The sequence below is a fragment of the Ruegeria sp. CL6 genome, assembly GCF_056536465.1.
On sequence record NZ_JBQFPR010000002.1, the window covers coordinates 473,920 to 493,042 of the forward strand.

17 protein-coding genes and 1 pseudogene are annotated in these 19,123 nt (G+C 54.3%); 11 read left to right on the forward strand and 7 right to left on the reverse strand.

The window, feature by feature from the left end; all coding sequences use genetic code 11:
- Positions 1-98: 98 nt before the first annotated feature.
- Positions 99-1,157: an L-idonate 5-dehydrogenase gene (locus tag ACR0LH_RS07235; RefSeq protein WP_480720304.1), complete on the reverse strand. Its 1,059-nt coding sequence runs from the start codon at positions 1,155-1,157 to the stop codon at positions 99-101.
- 69 nt (positions 1,158-1,226) lie between these two features.
- On the opposite strand from ACR0LH_RS07235, the gene ACR0LH_RS07240 reads away from it, so the two are divergent.
- The gene (locus tag ACR0LH_RS07240) at positions 1,227-1,994 is read left to right on the forward strand and encodes an SDR family oxidoreductase (protein ID WP_170777660.1); all 768 of its coding nucleotides are present in this window, start codon (positions 1,227-1,229) and stop codon (positions 1,992-1,994) included.
- Positions 1,995-2,041: 47 nt separating this feature from the next.
- Here the strand turns inward: ACR0LH_RS07240 and ACR0LH_RS07245 are convergent, their stop codons facing one another.
- The 5 genes from ACR0LH_RS07245 to ACR0LH_RS07265 are packed head-to-tail and all read right to left on the reverse strand — an operon-like array spanning position 2,042 to position 6,976.
- Positions 2,042-2,632: a LysE family translocator gene (locus ACR0LH_RS07245; protein ID WP_480720305.1), complete on the reverse strand. Its 591-nt coding sequence runs from the start codon at positions 2,630-2,632 to the stop codon at positions 2,042-2,044.
- 16 nt (positions 2,633-2,648) lie between these two features.
- Entirely contained in the window at positions 2,649-3,572 is a 924-nt protein-coding gene (locus ACR0LH_RS07250) for a 2-hydroxyacid dehydrogenase (protein WP_170777658.1), read from the reverse strand.
- Positions 3,565-4,413 carry a fumarylacetoacetate hydrolase family protein gene (locus ACR0LH_RS07255; protein ID WP_170777657.1) on the reverse strand — a complete coding sequence of 283 codons (849 nt, stop codon included), beginning with the start codon at positions 4,411-4,413 and terminating at the stop codon, positions 3,565-3,567. Before ACR0LH_RS07255 ends, ACR0LH_RS07250 begins: the two co-directional genes overlap by 8 nt.
- Positions 4,414-4,424: 11 nt before the next feature.
- Positions 4,425-6,221: an IlvD/Edd family dehydratase gene (locus ACR0LH_RS07260; protein ID WP_480720306.1), complete on the reverse strand. Its 1,797-nt coding sequence runs from the start codon at positions 6,219-6,221 to the stop codon at positions 4,425-4,427.
- Positions 6,218-6,976: an SDR family oxidoreductase gene (locus ACR0LH_RS07265; RefSeq protein WP_480720307.1), complete on the reverse strand. Its 759-nt coding sequence runs from the start codon at positions 6,974-6,976 to the stop codon at positions 6,218-6,220. The genes ACR0LH_RS07260 and ACR0LH_RS07265 overlap by 4 nt, the downstream gene beginning before the upstream one ends.
- Before the next feature lie 190 nt (positions 6,977-7,166).
- Between ACR0LH_RS07265 and ACR0LH_RS07270 the strand changes: the two genes are divergently transcribed.
- The gene (locus tag ACR0LH_RS07270) at positions 7,167-8,051 is read left to right on the forward strand and encodes an NAD(P)-dependent oxidoreductase (protein ID WP_170777655.1); all 885 of its coding nucleotides are present in this window, start codon (positions 7,167-7,169) and stop codon (positions 8,049-8,051) included.
- Positions 8,048-9,016, forward strand: coding sequence for a D-erythronate dehydrogenase (gene denD, locus ACR0LH_RS07275; RefSeq protein ID WP_170777654.1), 969 nt, complete (start codon positions 8,048-8,050; stop codon positions 9,014-9,016). Before ACR0LH_RS07270 ends, denD begins: the two co-directional genes overlap by 4 nt.
- On the opposite strand, the gene ACR0LH_RS07280 is transcribed toward denD, so the two are convergent.
- Positions 9,013-9,663 (reverse strand): GntR family transcriptional regulator, encoded by a 651-nt coding sequence (locus tag ACR0LH_RS07280; protein WP_480430487.1) that lies wholly within the window; start codon positions 9,661-9,663, stop codon positions 9,013-9,015. The two genes, denD and ACR0LH_RS07280, sit on opposite strands and share 4 nt — an antisense overlap.
- Before the next feature lie 198 nt (positions 9,664-9,861).
- On the opposite strand from ACR0LH_RS07280, the gene ACR0LH_RS07285 reads away from it, so the two are divergent.
- From ACR0LH_RS07285 to ACR0LH_RS07320, 8 genes and pseudogenes are all read left to right on the forward strand, one after another.
- A complete protein-coding gene (locus tag ACR0LH_RS07285) occupies positions 9,862-10,875 on the forward strand; it encodes a TRAP transporter substrate-binding protein (RefSeq protein ID WP_480720308.1) in 1,014 nt (337 codons plus the stop codon).
- A 79-nt stretch (positions 10,876-10,954) separates the two neighbouring features.
- Positions 10,955-12,124: a mandelate racemase/muconate lactonizing enzyme family protein gene (locus ACR0LH_RS07290; RefSeq protein WP_480720309.1), complete on the forward strand. Its 1,170-nt coding sequence runs from the start codon at positions 10,955-10,957 to the stop codon at positions 12,122-12,124.
- A 16-nt stretch (positions 12,125-12,140) separates the two neighbouring features.
- The gene (locus ACR0LH_RS07295) at positions 12,141-12,983 is read left to right on the forward strand and encodes a TRAP transporter small permease subunit (protein ID WP_480720310.1); all 843 of its coding nucleotides are present in this window, start codon (positions 12,141-12,143) and stop codon (positions 12,981-12,983) included.
- On the forward strand, positions 12,983-14,605 hold the full coding sequence (locus tag ACR0LH_RS07300; RefSeq protein WP_142634770.1) for a TRAP transporter large permease: 1,623 nt from the start codon (positions 12,983-12,985) through the stop codon (positions 14,603-14,605). The genes ACR0LH_RS07295 and ACR0LH_RS07300 overlap by 1 nt, the downstream gene beginning before the upstream one ends.
- Positions 14,606-14,615: 10 nt before the next feature.
- Positions 14,616-15,566, forward strand: a complete 951-nt coding sequence (locus tag ACR0LH_RS07305; protein ID WP_480720312.1) for a phytanoyl-CoA dioxygenase family protein — start codon at positions 14,616-14,618, stop codon at positions 15,564-15,566.
- Positions 15,567-15,590: 24 nt separating this feature from the next.
- Entirely contained in the window at positions 15,591-17,093 is a 1,503-nt protein-coding gene (locus ACR0LH_RS07310; protein WP_480720313.1) for a UxaA family hydrolase, read from the forward strand.
- The gene (locus ACR0LH_RS07315) at positions 17,090-18,094 is read left to right on the forward strand and encodes a Gfo/Idh/MocA family protein (RefSeq protein ID WP_480720314.1); all 1,005 of its coding nucleotides are present in this window, start codon (positions 17,090-17,092) and stop codon (positions 18,092-18,094) included. Before ACR0LH_RS07310 ends, ACR0LH_RS07315 begins: the two co-directional genes overlap by 4 nt.
- Before the next feature lie 106 nt (positions 18,095-18,200).
- Positions 18,201-19,121, forward strand: a pseudogene (locus tag ACR0LH_RS07320) (NAD(P)-dependent oxidoreductase); the annotation flags it as partial.
- Positions 19,122-19,123: the final 2 nt, after the last annotated feature.

Below are 19,123 nucleotides of genomic sequence, written 5' to 3' on the forward strand. Positions count from 1 at the left end.
TCCCGCTCAAGCAAAGTTAATCTGACAAGACCGTCAGGATATCCAGCGGAGCTACGAAACCGTCTCTTTCATAAGTCTTTGCAATATCACGCATTCGTCTATCCATCGTCATTTTCCGGAAACGTTAACTGCACTTTCATTGATTGGCTTCGATCAGACGCGACCTCAAAGGCAGTTACTGCCTCGCCAACTTCGAAGGAATGCGTCACCAACTGGTCGACGTTTATTTGTCCGCTTCGCATCATCTCGACCGCCACTGAGAACTCGGAATGGAAACGGAAAGACCCGCGAAGCACTATCTCTTTTGCAGTCAACGCCTGCATCGGCACAGTCATATCTCCACCCAGACCAAGCTGAACCAATGTTCCACCCGGTCGCAAGCATGCGACGCCAGAAGCCAGAGCCGATTGAGCCCCAGAACACTCCAGTTGGACATCAACCTGGCCCTTGTCGTTTTCAAACTGCTCCAGTTTTTGCGGATCGGCGTAGGTGTTGATGACATCGTCTGCCCCGCATTCACGCGCCAGAGCGAGGGTCTGGTCCGAGATATCCGTCGCCACTATTCTGGCCGCTCCAGAACGACGTACCGCCAAGATCGTGAGGCAGCCAATCGGACCGCATCCCGTGATAAGTACCGTTTTGCCTAAGAGGTTCCCGGCTTGTTTAATTGCGTGCAAACAGACAGCCAGAGGTTCGGCCATAGCGGCCTGCGCAGGGCTCAACCCATCTGCCGGAACACATTGCCTGGCTTTCGCCACGAGTTTGCTTTGAAAAGCGCCTTGGATATGCGGGAACGGCATCGCGCTGCCATAGAACTTCATATCAAGACAGTGGTTTTGCTGCCCGTTCAGACAATAAATGCAGGCTTGGCAAGGGCGGGATGGAGAAACTGCAACCAGTTGGCCTAAGTGCAGCCCATGCACGCTTGACCCGACTTTCACGATTTCTCCGGCGACTTCATGTCCTAGCACCATCGGCTGACGCAACTTGATCGCACCGAAACCACCGTGGTTATAATAATGCAGGTCAGAGCCGCAAATCCCACCCGCGCGCATGGCAATCAAGACTTCGTCTGGCCCCACGTTGTGTACGTCCCGGTTTTCCAACCTCAGATCTTTTGCGGCATGGATAACAACAGCAACATTGGCCGAAGACATTGCACAGACTCCCTATACATATTGCCAAAAGATACGGATAGTCGGTGCTGACAACCAAGGGGTTTTTGCATGATGCTTGAAATGTTCAACCTAGAGGGAACACGCGCACTAGTAACAGGCTCTAGCCAAGGCATTGGATTTGCGTTGGCCCGTGGCTTGGCTGCCGCCGGTTCGCAAGTCGTTTTGAACGGGCGCGACACCGCGAAACTAGCGGCAGCAGCATCCGAGTTGAGTGAAACAGGCGCCTCGGTACGTGAACTTTCGTTCGATGCAACCGATCATGAAGGTGTCCGATCTGCCGTGGACAACTTTGAAGACAATGTCGGCCCCATAGACATCCTGATAAACAACGCCGGAATGCAACACAGGACGGAGCTACAGGATTTCCCCGCTGATGCCTTCGAGCACCTACTACAGACAAATGTAGCGTCCGTCTTTCATGTCGGTCAGGCTGTGGCACGGCACATGATTGAAAGAAAGTCAGGCAAGATCATTAACATTGCGTCGGTTCAATCCGCATTGGCAAGACCGGGTATTGCGCCTTACACGGCGACAAAAGGTGCCGTGACCAACCTTACAAAAGGAATGGCGACTGATTGGGCTAAGTATGGCCTAAACTGCAATGCCATTGCGCCTGGATATTTCGATACACCTTTGAACGCCGCATTGGTTGCTGACCCTGAGTTTAGTGCATGGCTCGAGAAACGCACCCCGGCCGGTCGCTGGGGCAATGTGGAAGAACTTGTCGGCGCCGCCATATTTCTTGCCTCCCCTGCATCCAGTTTCGTCAATGGACATACTCTCTACGTTGATGGCGGAATAACGGCGTCACTTTGATTTGTGTCTTTCAACCGTCTGCTAGGTACGACTGACGCAGGCTTTGTTTAAAGCGCCGACGCCAAAGCAATCACCACAACAACCATCAATGAAGCCGCCATCGCAAAGTTGATCCTTTGATGTGATCTCTCACTTAAATCAAGGCTGCCTAGCTTTGCGCCAGCACCCAGCCAGATCACGTGCACTGGCACCCAAATCATATTGAATATTACGATTTTTATGACGACCTCCCAAACGGGCGCATCGGGCAAAAAGGCAAACCCTGAAAACAATGCAGTGCCGACCACGTAAGCCTTGGGATTAATGAACTGAAGTGTCAGCCCGTTCGCAAAACCAAGTGGCGAGACCGCGGGGGAAAACCCGACCTTTGAGCCAGCTCTTGCAATACGCCAGGCGAGAAATCCCAAATACCCGACAGAGGCAAATAGCAGCAAAGTTCTAAGTACCGGTATAGCCAAAGCTACTGCAGCGACTCCAGAGACAACAAACATCATGTTGATGAAACCGCCCAGCATCAAACCGGCCACAAAAGCGAGCCCAGCTCGAAAACCAAATGCTGATCCAATACCCGCAGTTGTCAAAACACCTGGGCCAGGCGTAATCAGCAGAAAGAAAACCGCAACGGCAAACTCAAACACTATTCAGATTGGCCTTCTACAGATCTCTGCATTCCGGCACAGCTGTGATCACCGATCCGTCCTTAAGGTGTTGCAGGAGATTGTCGACAGTTAGGTCACCCATAGCTGCACGTGTCTCAATAGTCGCGCTACCAGCGTGAGGGAGCAGAACGACATTGGACAACTCGCGCAATGCTTTTGGAACGCGCGGTTCGTCTTCAAAAACATCAAGCCCTGCCCACCCGAGCTCACCGTTTTGCAATGCATTGATTAGGGCAGTTTCGTCGACAACCGAACCTCGACTAACGTTTATAAGCGTGCCCCCTGCCCCCAACGCGCGCAACACCTCAGCGTTGACCAGCCTATTGGTCGACGGGCCGCCGGGCGTGATGCATATGAGGACATCCACATGTTCTGCCATTTCAACCAAACTGTCGAAATATCGGTACGGGACATCCTTTTGATTGCGGGTGTTATAAGAGATTTCGGGGGCCCACGGCTCCAACTTATCAACGATCGCCTGACCAATGCGACCAAGACCAAGAATGCCTATTCTTTGATTGTCCGCTGATCGTGTCAAAGGGGCATTACCTTCAACTTCCCACCGTCCGGACCGAACGTAATCGTCGTCACGTATGAGCTCTCGATAACATGACAGCAACAGCAGAACGGCGGTGGTCGCGACTTCTTTGTTCAAAACATTGGGTGTGTGCGTCACGACAATCCCGCGCTCAGCCGCGGCATTTGCGTCGACGGCGTCGTAACCGACTCCATAGACGCTGATCATCTTCAAACTGCTGAGTGATGTCATCAGGTCATGCGGAACGCCATCATGCCCATTTGTAACGATATGTGTTATACTATCCGCGCTGAAATCGTCCAATTGATGAATATTGAACACTGAAGACAGGCGTTCTCTCATCCGTTCGGTGATCCCACCAATTTGCAACAAGTCAGTCATCCTGGCCAACCTTTTGCCGCTGAACACCAAGCCCATCGATACGAAGCTCCATGACGTCGCCTTTTTTCAGATAAACTGGTTTTGGTTTGATCCCCATTCCAACACCGGGCGGTGTTCCAGTTGAAATGACGTCACCGGGATGCAGTGTGAAAAGTTGGCTTAGATGCTCAATGATCTCGGCAACGGAAAAGATCATCGTGGCGGTATTCCCGGTTTGCATGCGCTGACCGTTTACATCCAGCGACATACCAAGACTCTGAGGATCCGGCACCTCATCCCGGGTCACTAGCCACGGGCCGGTAGGGCCAAATGTGTCGCAGGATTTTCCTTTGGTCCATTGACCGGTCAGTTGAGTTTGAAAATGCCTTTCCGACACGTCATTTACGATGCAATAGCCCGCAACATATTCGAGCGCGTCGGCCTTGGAAACGTATTTGGCTGTCTTACCAATGACGACCCCCAGTTCGCATTCCCAGTCGGTATGTGTAGACCCACGCGGCATAACAACATCGTCATAGGCACCAATGACAGCCGAGTTCGCCTTGAAAAAAAGTATCGGATGCTCGGGAATATCTGCGCCGGTTTCTGCAGCATGGTCCGAGTAGTTCAAACCGATGCAAAGAAATTTACCGATGTCACCGACACACGGCGCGATACGAGGGTCACCTTCTACAATTGGCAGGTTGTTCGGATCCAATGACCGCAGGTTATCAAGCGTTCCGTCATCCAACATATCCCCCGTGATATCATTGATATGAGCGGACAGATCCCGCAATTGACCCTCAGAGTCGACCAGGGCCGGTTTTTCCGAGCCCTTGGCTCCGTAACGAACAAGTTTCATTTCTGTTCCTTTTAGTGGTTATCGCGTGGCATGAAGCCTCGCGCGATATCGCGGTAGTTTTCTGCCCCCTTGAGCGTCATACCGCGATCCAACCGATCTACTTTTTCGCGGAATAATTCCTGCCAGGGGGATTGGTTGGGCGGGGTTGAATACCCACCCTTTGCCTCCAGATCGCGGGCGCGTTGATGCAGTTCTTCAAGCGAAACCAGCATATCTGCTGTGCCTTTGCCAAGATCGATGCGCAGTCGGTCACCATTTCGCACCAAGGCCAACCCACCACCCTCTGCAGCTTCGGGTGAGGCATTCAGGATAGACGGACTTCCTGATGTACCGGATTGCCGTCCATCACCGATGCAAGGAAGGGCTTCGATGCCCTGTTTCAACAAATATGCGGGCGGCCGCATGTTCACGACCTCTGCAGCACCAGGGTATCCTTTTGGTCCCGCTCCGCGCATAATCAGAATACAGTTTGCGTCGATGTTTTCTGCGGGATCATCGATCCGATGGTGAAAATCCTCAGGCCCATCAAACACAACCGCCCTGCCCTCAAATGCATTAGGATCATCCGGGTTCGACAGGTAGGTCTCTCGAAATGCCTTTGAGATCACAGATGTCTTCATAATCGCACTCTCGAACAGGTTGCCCGAAAGATTGATGAAACCCGCCTGTTGCTTAACCGGGTTACTGACGGGCTTGATTACGTCGCTATTCTGAGACCGGCGTGCCGAGCAATTGTCGCCCATTGTCTTGCCGTTCACCGTTATCGCATCGGGATGCGGCAGCATTCCAGCATCAAGAAGCTCTCCGACAACGGCGGGTACACCTCCGGCCTGTTGGTAGTCTTCGCCCAGATACTTACCCGCTGGCTGCATGTTAACCAACAGTGGAACGTCGTGGCCAAGTTTCTGCCAGTCATCGTTGGTCAACGGAACACCAAGATGCCGGGCGATTGCATTCAAGTGGATCGGCGCGTTCGTCGATCCGCCAATCGCAGAGTTGATAACAATCGCATTCTCAAAAGCCTGACGTGTCATCACATCGCTGGGTCGTAGATCCTCCCAGACCATGTCCACAATGCGTTTACCCGTTTCATAACTGATTTGACCGCGCTCTCTATACGGGGCTGGAATGGCTGCTGATCCGGGCAATTGCATACCCAAGGCCTCAGCAAGCGAATTCATGGTCGTTGCTGTTCCCATCGTATTGCAATAACCCACCGAAGGTGCTGCGGCGGCTGCGATCTCCATGAACTCATCGGTGTCGATTTCGTCAGCCGCAAGGTCTTCGCGCGCTTTCCAAATAACCGTTCCCGATCCGGCGCGCTCACCTTTCCACCAGCCGTTGAGCATGGGGCCGACCGACAGGGCGATCGCCGGGATGTTGACAGTCGCAGCGGCCATAAGAAGCGCGGGCGTGGTCTTGTCGCAACCAATGTTCAGAACAACGCCATCAATCGGATACCCGAATAGACTCTCAACCAAGGACAGATAAGCCAGGTTGCGGTCGAGTGACGCCGTTGGCCGTTTACCGGTCTCTTGTATCGGATGGACCGGTATTTCGATGCACGTTCCCCCGGCGGCGATGATTCCATCGCGAACACGTTTGGACAATTCGATATGATGCCGATTACAGGGGCTCAAATCACTGCCGGTCTGAGCAATGCCAATGATCGGTTTGCCTGATTGCAGTTCCTCACGGGTCAATCCGTAATTCAGGTATCTTTCCAGATACAATGCCGTCATCTCAAGGTTCTCAGAATTCATGAACCACTTGCGAGATCGCAAATCGTTTTTTGATACTTTTGTCATTGGCCTGACCAACCCCCGTCAATAATGTGCGTGTGTCCTGTGGTGAATGCACTTTCATCGCTCGCCAGATAGACGACCAATGCAGCAATCTCTTCTGCTTTCGCTACACGCCCCATAGGCTGTCGCGCCACAAATTGTGCAAGGGCCTCTTCTCTGCTGCCCAGTTGCTCGCCCAACGCATCTACGCGGTCACGCCAACTGGGACTGTCGACTGTTCCCGGACAAATGCAATTGCACCGGATTCCTTTTGTTATGAAGTCCACGGCTACCGATTTCGTCAGCCCGACAACAGCGGCTTTTGTCGTTCCATATACAAATCGATTTGGCGCACCGATTATGGAACCCAGCGCGGAAGACATATTGATTATCGAGCCTCCTCCGCGCTCTAGCATTCCCGGCAATACAGCCTTTGTCGTGCGCACCATTGAGCGCACATTAAGGTCCATGGCGAAATCCCACTCTTCATCGGTTGCATCCAGAATAGATCCGTGATGCACGAACCCTGCGCAGTTGAACAAAACGTCCGGCTTCGCTCGCGCGACCCCATGATGAATGCTGTCATTATTCGTCACATCCATCTCGAAAATTTCGAGATTTTCGAGATTCTGACCGCGAATCAAATTTAGTTTTTTGGGGCTATTATCCGTCGCATAGACTTTTGCACCCTCTCTTGCCATTGCAATTGCGCTTGCAAGTCCGATCCCCTGTGCGGCGGCTGTGACCAGGACGCTTTTTCCCTTAAGTCTTTCTGACATATAAATATTCCGACCTCAAAAGTGGCGACTGGACAAGTGTTACGTCGTCCCACAGATCAACCGAGAAGCAAAGAAACCTTGGCGGATTTGCAACGACTTCTGGCATGTGGGCACAGAGCCGTTAGCGTATGACAGAGATTTTGGTTTGGCCATAACCATGCGTGGCGCACCTTCGGAAGGACAGTAGATGATGAGCAAGCAGTTCAAAGTGGCTCTGTTGGGAACCGGCCTGATGGGAGCTCCTATGGCGCGGAATATTTTGTGCGCCGAGTTTCCGCTCACTGTATGGAACCGCAGCTTGAAAAAGGCAAAACCGTTGACGGTAGAAGGCGCGACATTGGCGGAAACTGCCCCGCTGGCGGTTTCGGGTGCAGACGTAATAATAACCATGCTCTCGGATGGATACGCGACCGGCGCGCTACTTGCTGACGAGGCTTTCCGCGAGCAACTCAAACCGGGGATGATCTGGATTGATATGTCGAGCGCCAAACCCGAACACGCAAGAGAGCAATCCGCGCAGCTTTCCTCGATGGGGGTGCTGCATCTGGACGCCCCGGTTTCCGGTGGCACCAAAGGTGCCGAAGCTGGCACCCTTGCGATCATGGTCGGTGGCGATCAGGACGTTATGGAGCGCGTGCGACCGGTTCTGACAGCAATGGGCCGGCCTGTACATGTTGGCCCAAGTGGTTCTGGTCAATTGTGCAAATTGGCCAATCAAACAATTGTCGCTGTAACAATATCGGCAGTCGCCGAGGCGACTCTACTGGCTCAGCAAGGTGGTGCGGACCCCACCGCGTTGAGGGCCGCACTGAAGGGGGGCTTTGCGGATAGTATTATCTTGCAACAACATGGCGAACGCATGTCTGATGGAAATTTTGCACCCGGAGGCTTGTCTAAGTTTCAACTAAAGGATTTGGACAACACGCTGGAGGAAGCACGAAGCCTTGGCGTTGAGCTACCTAGCACCCGATCTGTGCGCGACCGTTTCGAATATCTGATAGACGAAATGGATGGGGCCGAACTGGATCATTCAGCTTTGTATCTAGAACTCAAAAAACGGAACGGAATGCTGTGACGCGGATCCTGATTATAGGCGGCGGAGGAATGCTGGGCCAGAAACTGGCCCATCGCGTGTCGACCCAAGAAACCTTTGGAGCCGATGCCCAAGTCTCACTGTTCGATCTCTCGTTCCCGCCCGACAGTGCGGCAGGTAATCAAATTGTGGGGAACTTGACTGCGTCAGGCATAGCTAAGTCTTTTGCTACGCAGCGGCCAGACGTCATTTTTCATCTTGCAGCTATCGTTTCAGGCCAAGCTGAAACAGACTTTGCGTTGGGTTGGGATGTAAACCTTATGGCAACGTGGGCACTGCTGAACGCACTTAAGGATGAACACGAGGCATCAGGAAACGAGTACACACCTCGTCTGGTTTTTGCCTCGTCCATAGCAGTCTTCGGGTCACCATTCCCCGAAAAGATAAGCGATGAGTTCCTCTCGGCACCTTTGACAAGTTACGGAGCGCAGAAAGCGGCGGCTGAATTGATGATCACGGATTTCAGCAGGAAAGGATATATCGACGGTATTTCCTTGCGCTTGCCCACTTTGTGTGTGCGCCCGGGCAAAGCCAACGCTGCCGCTTCGTCCTTCTTTTCAGGTATAATCCGAGAGCCATTGAATGGGGGTGAGGCTGTCTTGCCAGTTGCCGAAACTGTTCGTCACTGGCACGCCAGCCCCCGCGCCGCTGCGACTTTTTTGACCCACGCAGCAACAATGGACACGCAGCTTTTGAATGATAGACGCGCGTTGAACATGCCGGGCGTAAGTTGCACCGTCGCCGAACAAATCGAAGCGCTGCGCGATGTGGCCGGTCAAGATGCAGTGGGCTTAATTAGGCGAGAACCTGACGAGGCAATCGAAAGAATAGTCAAGAATTGGCCGCGCGACTTTCAAACAGATCGCGCCCTGGAGTTGGGGTTTAAGGCGGAATCAAGCTTCGACGAAATCATTCAGGTGTATTTGGAAGACGATATTCGGCTTTAGTCGCCCATCGTCTTTCCAGTTAGGTGGCGTTTCAGATGATCGTGAATTTTTTCTCGTGTTAACTGCTCATCCCCTGACAATGCTGCTTCAAGTATATCGGCATGGTGTCTTATGTTTTGAGAAATGAACTCAAAGTTCCGATCTGCCACCATCAACTGCTGTCTGAATTGCGCGTAAACTCGGCTATGCATTTGCTTTAAGGTTTCCGAGCCACAGGCAGAAATAAGCGTTTGGTGAAACTCCTTCTCCGAGGCAAACCATATCTCGATAAGGCCGCTCGGGTCGTCTGTGGAGTGTATGCGTTTTTCGATATGGCTAAGTTTGTGATGCGCGGCCGTCAATCTTGCTTCCCAATCCACTCCGCCATTGCGGATCGACATCGCAGTGCCTTCGGCCTCCAATAGAATACGGACGTGGGTTAGTTCTATGAGCTTCTGCGGCGAACGCGCTGGAACACGAAAACCTTTCTGCTCTTGAAAATCTACTAGACCTACCGCCGCCAGTCTAAATAGAACTTCGCGAACGGCGCTTGCCGAACAGCCATACTCTTTACGCAATTCTTCGGCCCGAACCTTGGCTCCATGCTCGAATCCATTCGAAATCAAGCGCATCTTAAGGTCTTGATATATATCGATCTCTTCGTTCATTCCAGCATTTACCTTCGAGTTCTGTCCAAATAGCGTCCTAACCTTATTTTTGATTTACAGCAAGAATCTCGAAAATTTTTAAAATTTCAAATTTTTCTTGTTGCATTCGTCTCTTCGGCTTAACGTCAACCTGCGTAACGGCAAGGGAGGCAGCAAGATCTCCTATCTCGCGCAACGCTCAACGTCTGGGAGGACATTATGCAAATAGTCAAGACAGCGGCCGTCGCCGCGGTGGCCACGACATTGGCAACCGGCTTCGCAATGGCTGAAACAACCAAACTTCGAATTCAAACACATTTTTCACCCGAAACACTGTCAGGCCAGATGGCGGCAAAATTCGTCGAAGACATTCAAGAAATGTCGAATGGCGAAATCGAAGTTGAAATGTTCTACTCATCTTCGGTCGTCAAGTCGGTTGAAACATTCGATGCGGCAGCAACAGGAATTCTTGACTGCGACATGACGGGTGGCGGTTATCAGACCGGCAAAAACCCAGCCTTCCAGTTTGCAGGCGATCTTCTCGGCGGTTACCAGAACCCATATCAGCAAATGGCTTGGCTTCTGCACGGTGGTGGCAGAGAAGCTGTCAACGATCTATATAATGGGTACGACATGGAATTCATTGGATGGTGGATTCCCGGACCTGAGTCGCTTTCGTCGACTAAGCCAATTGCTAAGGTGGAAGACTTTAAGGATTGGAAGTTCCGCTCGCCTCCGGGACTGGCAACCAAGGTATTCGCAGAACTCGGAGCCTCTCCGATCGTGATGGATTTCAACGAAATCTTCACGGCCTTGGAAACCGGCATTATTGACGGCGCAGACGCTGCAAACCTTACCAACAATGTGGGCTTAGGTCTTTATGAGATTGCAGGGCACACGAACTATCCGGGTTTCCACTCAATGCCAGCTGACCACCTTGCGTGCCGCAAAGACGTTTGGGAAGCAATGCCCGCACACCATAAGAAAATCATGGAAGTCGCGATGGACAGCCTGGCACTGCACAATGCCACCATAAACGAAGTTCAGAACGCTCAAACTGCAAAAGACCTGAAGGCAAAAGGTGTTCAGCTGTATGAGTGGACGCCTGAAGATCTGGCAGCGTATCGCGCAGCCGTTCAGGTTGGTTGGACGGAATTTGCCACAACGCCTGAAGCACAGGCGCTACTGGAAAGCCACATCAACTTCCTACGTGACCTGGGCGCAATGCAGTAATCAGGCTGCGACCGACTTACGACACACGGAAAGGCCGCGCTTGCGGCCTCTCCGGATCGGTGCCGGGATCCAGAACTTCATGAAAATCACCAGAATAATAAGTCACGTACTGCAGTACGACATGCCGGAAGTTCTGGGCTACTCGCAACAGTACTACGACAAGCGTACAACCCATCTGGTCGAGGTTCAGACAGATGAAGGGGTAACTGGTTGGGGGGAGTGCTTTGGTCCCGGAAACGTCGCCATTGCCAACAAATCCATCGTGGAAAATGTAATTCAACCAATGGTCCTTGGCATGGACCCTTTGGACAAAGACGTGATCTGGCACAAGGTGTACAACGTTTTGCGAGACCATGGCCAAAGCGGAATGCCAATACAGGCTTTGTCCGGGGTAGACATCGCGCTTTGGGACATCACCGGCAAAATCTCTGGCCTACCCCTTCATAAGCTTGTCGGCGGCGCGCATCGCACAAGCGTGCCTTGCTACGGCTACGGCATGATGCTCCGGGATGAACCGATTTCTAGTCTGGCCAGCCGTTTTGAGGATGAAGCCGCAAAGATCAAGGAGATGGGATTTACCGCCACCAAAATGAAAACGGGCTTTGGCCCGAAGCCTGATGTGAAGCTGTGCGAAGCAGTTCGACGCGGGGTTGGTGACGACTTTCCTTTTATGGTCGATGCAAACCATGCCTATACGACTTCGGACGCATTTTATGTCGGTCGGGCGCTGGAAGAACTGGAGGCATATTGGTTCGAAGAACCGGTCGCGCCGGAAGATCTGGACGGATACCGCGAATTGCGCGCTTCGCTTAAAGTGAATATCTCGGGCGGAGAAGCGGTATTCAATCGCTGGGCTTGGCGCAATCTTCTTGAAAATCGCGGAATAGATATAGCGCAGCCAGAAGTATGCGCTTTGGGCGGTGTTTCAGAGTATCTCAGGGTACTGACTCTATGCCACGCCCATTTCACTCCGGTCGTAAATCACGTCTGGGGTAGCGCAATCGCTGTCGCAACTAATCTGCATCTACTGGCGGCCATGCCTGCAATTCCAGGCGGCTTGCATCCGTGGGAGCCGATGCTGGAATTCGACACAACGGACAACAAGTTTCGGGACGATCTGCTGGCCGTCCCGCTGGAAATTCAAAATCAGGTCAAGGCCAACAACGGCCGTGTCACGATCCCGACTGGCCCCGGATTGGGTGTCGAGCCGGATCGAGACTTTATCGATCACTACAGGATCGAAGGATAGGGACGAGGGTTACGCGATGCACAGGAATTCAGGCGGACCAATTGAATGGCTGATACCGTTGGCCTTCGTTGCGACAGCCAGTTGGCTTGTTTGGCATCTCCCGGCATTTCTATTGGATTGGCTGCCTTACACCTCTGAATCCCTCAAAAGTCAGGTAACGGAAATATATCTGCGCAGCGACATCACGCCCGAATTGTCTGGCGTGTTTGGAGGGTATGTCGACATCATCGACGTGGCCGCACTCGTCCTTCTACCGTTTCTTGCAGTGATTGGCACCAAGACAGTGCGCCCAGCGACGATGGAGTTCGAAGGCACGACGGTTATGGATCGTTTCGCCCTGTTCATAGGCCGAGTGACGATGATGATGATCGCAATTATGACCGTCGTCATGCTCTACGAAGTCTTCATGCGCTATATCCTGGAAAAGCCGACTGAGTGGGCCAATGAAATGACACTCTGGTTCGCTAGCTTTGTGTTTTTGATGTCTGGCTACTACGCCATGCAACAACGCAGTCACATTCGAATATTCCTGCTCTACGACGCAGTTCCACGATGGCTTCAACGCGTTTTTGATACGGTTTCGACAATACTGATAGTGCTGTTTGCCTTCTTTCTGGTCTACGGCAGCTACAAACAGGTGTTCGTCAACAAGCTCTATAAATGGGAGCTTTATGGCTCTGCCTTCAATCCTCCGATCCCAGCGACGTTGCAGCCGATGGTGCTGATCGTGATTACTCTCGTCGCAATGCAAGCAATTTTGAACCTAATCGCGGATTGGAACAAAGAACCGGAAATCCACACAGATGAACCCGACGAAGACGAAATTGAAATGATCAAACGAGCGGTGGGACAAGACTGATGGATATTGGAACAATCTCACTCATCCTGATGGTCGCCCTGATCGTGCTTCTGGCGATCGGGATGCCCTTGGGTCTGGCCTCGGCTTCCCTTGCGGTTCTGGTTCTTGTCCTGAAGTTCGAACCGACACTGCTTTTGAACCCGTTTTCATTCGGCGACGGGGTTCTCACCGGTCGGCCCGGGACTGGGCCGCTCTATATCCTGGCGCAGAAAATATACGGGCTCTTAACGGACTACGTTCTCATATCAGTGCCATTGTTTATCTTCATGGCGTCGCTGCTAGAGCGGTCCGGGATCGCGCGTGACATGTATTCGTCGCTGAATGTCTGGCTGTCCAGAACACGCGGCGGCATCGCGATCGTGACCTCGATCATGGCGGTGATCATGGCAGCCATGTCCGGCATAATCGGTGGTGAGGTTGTCCTGCTGGGACTTATCGCCCTGCCCCAGATGCTGCGCCTAGGGTACGATCAAAATCTCGCGATCGGCGTCATCTGCGCCTCGGGGTCGCTGGGCACCATGATCCCTCCCTCCATCGTTCTGATTATCTATGGGCTGATCACCGAAACCTCGATCAAGTCGCTGTTTACCGCGTCTTTCATTCCCGGCTTCATGCTGGCCTCGATGATCATCCTGTATATCATCATCCGCACGCAGTTGAATCCTCATCACGCTCCGCTGCCGGAACCGGATCCGAACGACCCCGAACCGGCCGAAAAACGCAAACTGTTTGGGGCCTTCATGAGCATCGTCGTCGCCGGATTTTCCACCGTTCTGTTTATCCGGGCCGCGTTTTTCGAGCTCTCAGGCTCGAACGCTGCCAGCCAGGGCGAGCCCGCGAGGCTGGGAACGGCTGACTACCTGCCCTGGTTTGCCGGCATCACGATCGTTGCCCTTCTGCTGATCTTCTTCGTCTTTGGCAGAGAGCGCGCTAAAATCGGGTGGGAAATGGGCAAAGGCCTCGTCGCTCCGCTGGTCGTCATCGGCGTCGTGCTCGGCTCGATCTATGGCGGGATCACAGGCATCACCGAGGCTGCGGGCATGGGCGCCTTCGCTGTTCTGATTATCGCCATCCTGCGGGGCGAAGGATCGTTCGAGCTGGTTTGGGACAGCTTGATGCGAACCCTAAAGTCCACAGGCACCATCATCTGGGTTACGATCGGGGCCGCCGCGCTGGCGGGTGCCTACACCATTGCTGGCGGGCCCCAATACGTGGCCGACCTAATCGTCGGCCAGGAGCTGCCAACCATGCTGGTCATTCTGGTGATGATGCTGATCTTGCTGTTCATGGGCGCATTCATGGATTGGGTCGGCATCGTGCTGTTGATTATTCCGGTCTTTCTGCCGATCGTCCTGCGCCTTCCTATCGAAGAAATCGGAGTCTTTGGCCAGTTGGAGCCGAGTCATGTCGCCATCTGGTTCGGCGTCGTGTTCTGTATGAACATGCAGGTCAGCTTCCTCTCGCCCCCTTTTGGCCCGGCCGCGTTCTACCTGAAGTCGGTGGCCCCGCCACATATCAGTCTGACGGATATCTTCCGCGGCTTCCTGCCATTCATCGGGATCCAGTTGCTGGCGCTTTCCGTTCTTCTGATTTGGCCGGGCATCATCGCGCTGCTGTTGTGAGGTCGCACCCATGCTGACACAATATCAGATTGGCAAGTTCCAGACGGACGGATACCTCGTGGTCGAGGATGTTATCCCTGCCGATGTACTTGATCGGGTACAGACCGAATACTCGGATGTCCTGAGCCGGCTCTATGACGGTTGGTACGAAAAAGGGCTGGTCAAGGACGAACCGTCTGGAATGACCTTCTGGGACAAACTTCTGTCCGCCTATCAGGCCGGTTGCGACTATTTCCAGCCGCTGGACATCTCGTTGCCCGGCGATCGGATCATGGCGGACACACCTTTCCATATCGGGCCTGCAGTGTTCGACTTGCTAACGGCCCGGCCCATGCTTGACATTGTCGAGCAGTTGATCGGGCCAGAGTTGGTGAGCAATCCAATCCAGCACGTTCGGCTGAAGCCCCCCGCTCTCAAGCTGTCCAAGGATGAGGTGCGCGCGCACATCACAGCGACGGACTGGCATCAGGACCGGGCGGTTGCGTTGGAGGATGCGGATCAGACCGACATGGTCACGGTGTGGATTGCCGTCAACGATGCAACGGTCGAAAACGGCTGCCTGCAAGTGCTGCCAAAGGCACAGGACCAATCCATCCTGCCGCATTGCGCGCGGACGCAGACTGGTATTGCCGACGGATTCATTGACGAAGGCCGGGCTGTGCCCCTTCCTGTCAAGGCGGGCGGGATCATCCTGTTTCACCCTCTGACGCCACATGCTTCGCTGGTCAATGAAACGGACCGGTTCCGCTGGTCGTTCGACATCCGCTTCAGTGCGGCAGGCCAGCCCACCGGTCGAGACCATTTCCCCAGCTTCATCGCGAGGTCCAGATCGCGCCCCAAAACCGAACTGCGAGATTGGCGTGTCTGCAAGTCCAATTGGGAAGCGGCGCGAGCAAGGCTGTCCGGACAACCGCACATAGATATTCACCGGTGGACATCGGACTCACCGTTCTGCGCCTAGCTGCTGCTGCCAAGAAAGCTGATTATGACTTTTGTACGTTTAGATCGAACGGATAGCGTGGTTGTTGCAACTCGGTCCCTGGAGGCCGGCAGTATGGTGGAGGATGTCATGACCAAAACGCGCATCCCCTCGGGACACAAGGTCGCCACGCGGAATCTTGTACCCGGCGATCCTGTCAGAAAATACGCCCAGATTATCGGTTACGCCAACCAACCGATCGAACCTGGCGACCATGTGCACACCCACAATATCGAGTTCCGCAACACCAGTGTGGACTACGAGTTTGCGACGGATCACAGGCCCATGAAACCCGCCACCTCGGTCGATACGTTCATGGGCTACCACCGGGACAGTGGTCGGGTCGGCACGCGCAATTACATCGCGGTTCTGACCACAGTTAATTGTTCGGCGACTGCGGCCCGTATGATCGCCAACCACTTCACGCCGGACAAGTTGGCCGAGTTTCCGAACGTCGACGGCGTGGTGGCCTTTGTCCACGGAACAGGCTGCGGAATGGCCGATTCCGGCGACGGTTTCGAAGCACTTCAACGGGTCATGTGGGGGTTTGCGAAACATCCCAACCACGCTGCCGTTCTAATGGTCGGTCTGGGCTGCGAGATGAACCAGATCGACTGGCTGCTGGACGCGTATGGTCTGAAGCAAAGTCTCACCTTCCAGACAATGAACATCCAGAACGTCGCCGGATTGCGCCGGACCGTGGAAGCGGGCATCAGCAAGATTAACAAGATGCTGCCCATTGCGAATGAGGCGAGGCGCAGCGAAGCCCCGGCGTCTGAATTGATGGTTGCGTTGCAATGCGGTGGATCGGACGCTTGGTCAGGTGTGACCGCAAACCCTGCGCTCGGACATGCCTGCGACCTGTTGGTTGCCCAAGGCGGCACCGGTGTCCTTGCGGAAACGCCCGAAATCTACGGAGCCGAACATCTTTTGACCCGCCGCGCCCTTGGTCGCGCAACTGGGCAAAAACTTATCGGACTGATCGATTGGTGGCAGGACTATACCGCTCGCAATCACGGCTCGATGGACAACAACCCAAGCCCGGGCAACAAGCACGGGGGGCTGACGACCATCCTTGAGAAATCGCTGGGGGCAGCGGCGAAGGGTGGAACCACCCCTTTGACCGGTGTATTCAAATACGCTGAACCCATCACCGCCAAAGGCTTCACCTTCATGGACAGCCCCGGATATGACCCGGCCTCGGTGACCGGGCAGATCGCGGCCGGGTGCAACCTAGTGTGCTTCACCACGGGGCGCGGCTCTGCCTTTGGGTCCAAACCAGCGCCCACGCTGAAAATCGCTACCAACTCTGAGTTGGCAGCGCGCATGCCTGAAGACATGGACGTGGATACGGGTGATATTCTGACCAAAGGTGCCAGCGTCGAAGAAAAAGGACAGGAAATATACCGACGGCTGCTCCAAGTCGCCTCGGGCGCGCGGACCAAGTCCGAGGCGCAGGGCCTGGGTGACTACGAATTCGTTCCCTGGCAAATCGGAGCGGTGATGTGAAACGGATCCTTGTAGCTGGCGGCGGGTTGATCGGCATCCGCCACGTCCGCGCCGTGATTGAGCATCCCGACTGCATGTTGGTCGGGTTGGCCGATCCAGATGGTTCGATCCAGATCGACGCGCCGCGTTTTGCCAGTATGGACGAGGTGCAGAGCCCCGTAGATGGCGTCATCATCGCGACGCCCACCCGCCTGCATGCCGAACATGGCATTCTAGCCGCATCCCGCGGTTGGCACATGCTGATCGAAAAGCCGGTTGCCGCATCGGTCGATGATGCCCTGCGCCTGAGAACGGCCGTTCGTCAGGCCGATGTCCGCAGCCTTGTGGGCCACCATCGGCGGTATCATACAACCTTGCAGCACCTGAAAGAGGTGATCGCGCAAGGTACGATCGGACAAGTCATCAACGTCTCGTTGCTGTGGGCCATGCGTAAACCCGAGAGCTATTTTGAACAGAACTGGCGGACCTCTGATGGCAGCCCAGTCATGATCAATCTGGTGCATGATATCGATGTCCTGCGGTTTGTGATCGGAGAAATCTCGGATGTCGTCGCCCTGCCCGGCGCGTCGATCCGCGGATCGGATCGGATAGAAAGCGGGGCTATCGCGACCGCGTTCGAAAACGGCGCGACGGGCACTATCAGCTTTGCCGACACAGCACCCAGCCCTTGGGGGTTTGAGGCTGGAACCGGCGAGAACCCGAACATCGGCACGACCCACCAGGACATGATGTGGATCACGGGCACCAGTGGTGCTGTGAGTTTTCCCTCCATGACTCTGTGGCGTGGAAAGGATTGGGGGACTGCGGCCCAAAAGGACCAGCTTACACGACCGGAACAGCAACGCGCACCATTGGAGGCGCAACTGGATCATTTCCTTGACGTGATCGACGGCGCCCCTCCACTGATCGACGTCGAGGATGCAGCCCGGACGCTCGAGGTCACATCAAGGATAGAAGAGGGGCTAAAGGCGCGAACAACTCGAGCGCGGGCGCCGGCCTGATGGACATGCGGCCCGGCAAAATACCGGACCACTCAAAAATCAATGATATTCCACCGGGCAAAATGAGCATTTAAACTGAAAAGCCGCCCGCACCAGACACAAGAATGGAAACCAGACACATTCACGGAAAGGGAAACCAATGAGCAAACCATCAATCGGGTTTATCGGCTTGGGACTAATGGGCGGAGCCATGGTGAGCCGACTGTTGGACCAAGGATACTCGGTCGCTGTATTGGGAAACCGCGACCGCACGCACCTGGACGCCGCGATTGACCGGGGCGCCCGCGAGATGCAAAACGCCCAAAAACTGGCTGAAGCCAGCGACATCGTGATGCTGTGCATGGGCACCTCCGAACAGGTCGAGGGTCGTATGCGAGGTGCAGATGGAGTGATTGCGGGATTGAAACCCGGGGCGGTCGTCATCGACTTTGGCACCTCTCTCCCAGGCAGTACACGCGCCTTGGCCGAAGAGGTTGCCGCAGCAGGTGGAAGCTATCTTGATGCGCCGCTTGGCCGGACGCCGGCGCACGCGCTCGAAGGCAAGCTCAACATCATGACTTCCGGCAACAAGGTTGCCTTCGACAAAGCCGAGCCGACACTGAAGGATTTGGGCGAAAACGTCTTTTACCTTGGCCCCGTTGGGTCCGGGCACACGATAAAGCTGATCAACAACTTCTTCGGAATGACCGTCGCGAACGCGATGGCCGAAGCCTTTGCCATGGCAGATATCACTGGTGTTAACCGCAAGCAGCTGTATGACGTTATGGCCGCAGGGCCGCTGCATTCCGGAATGATGGATTTTGTCAAAGCCTACGGCGTTGAGAGCGACCCAAATCAGCTGGCCTTTGCCATCAAGAACGCGGCAAAAGACCTCGGGTATTATGACCAAATGGCGCGCGAGGCGGGCGTTGCCAGCGTGATGTCGCAGGGCGCGCTTTCGGCGCTGAATGACGCGCGCGACCACGGTCAGGCGGATGACATGGTCAGCCAGATGGTTGACTACTACGTCAAGCGTTTCAACACCTGATC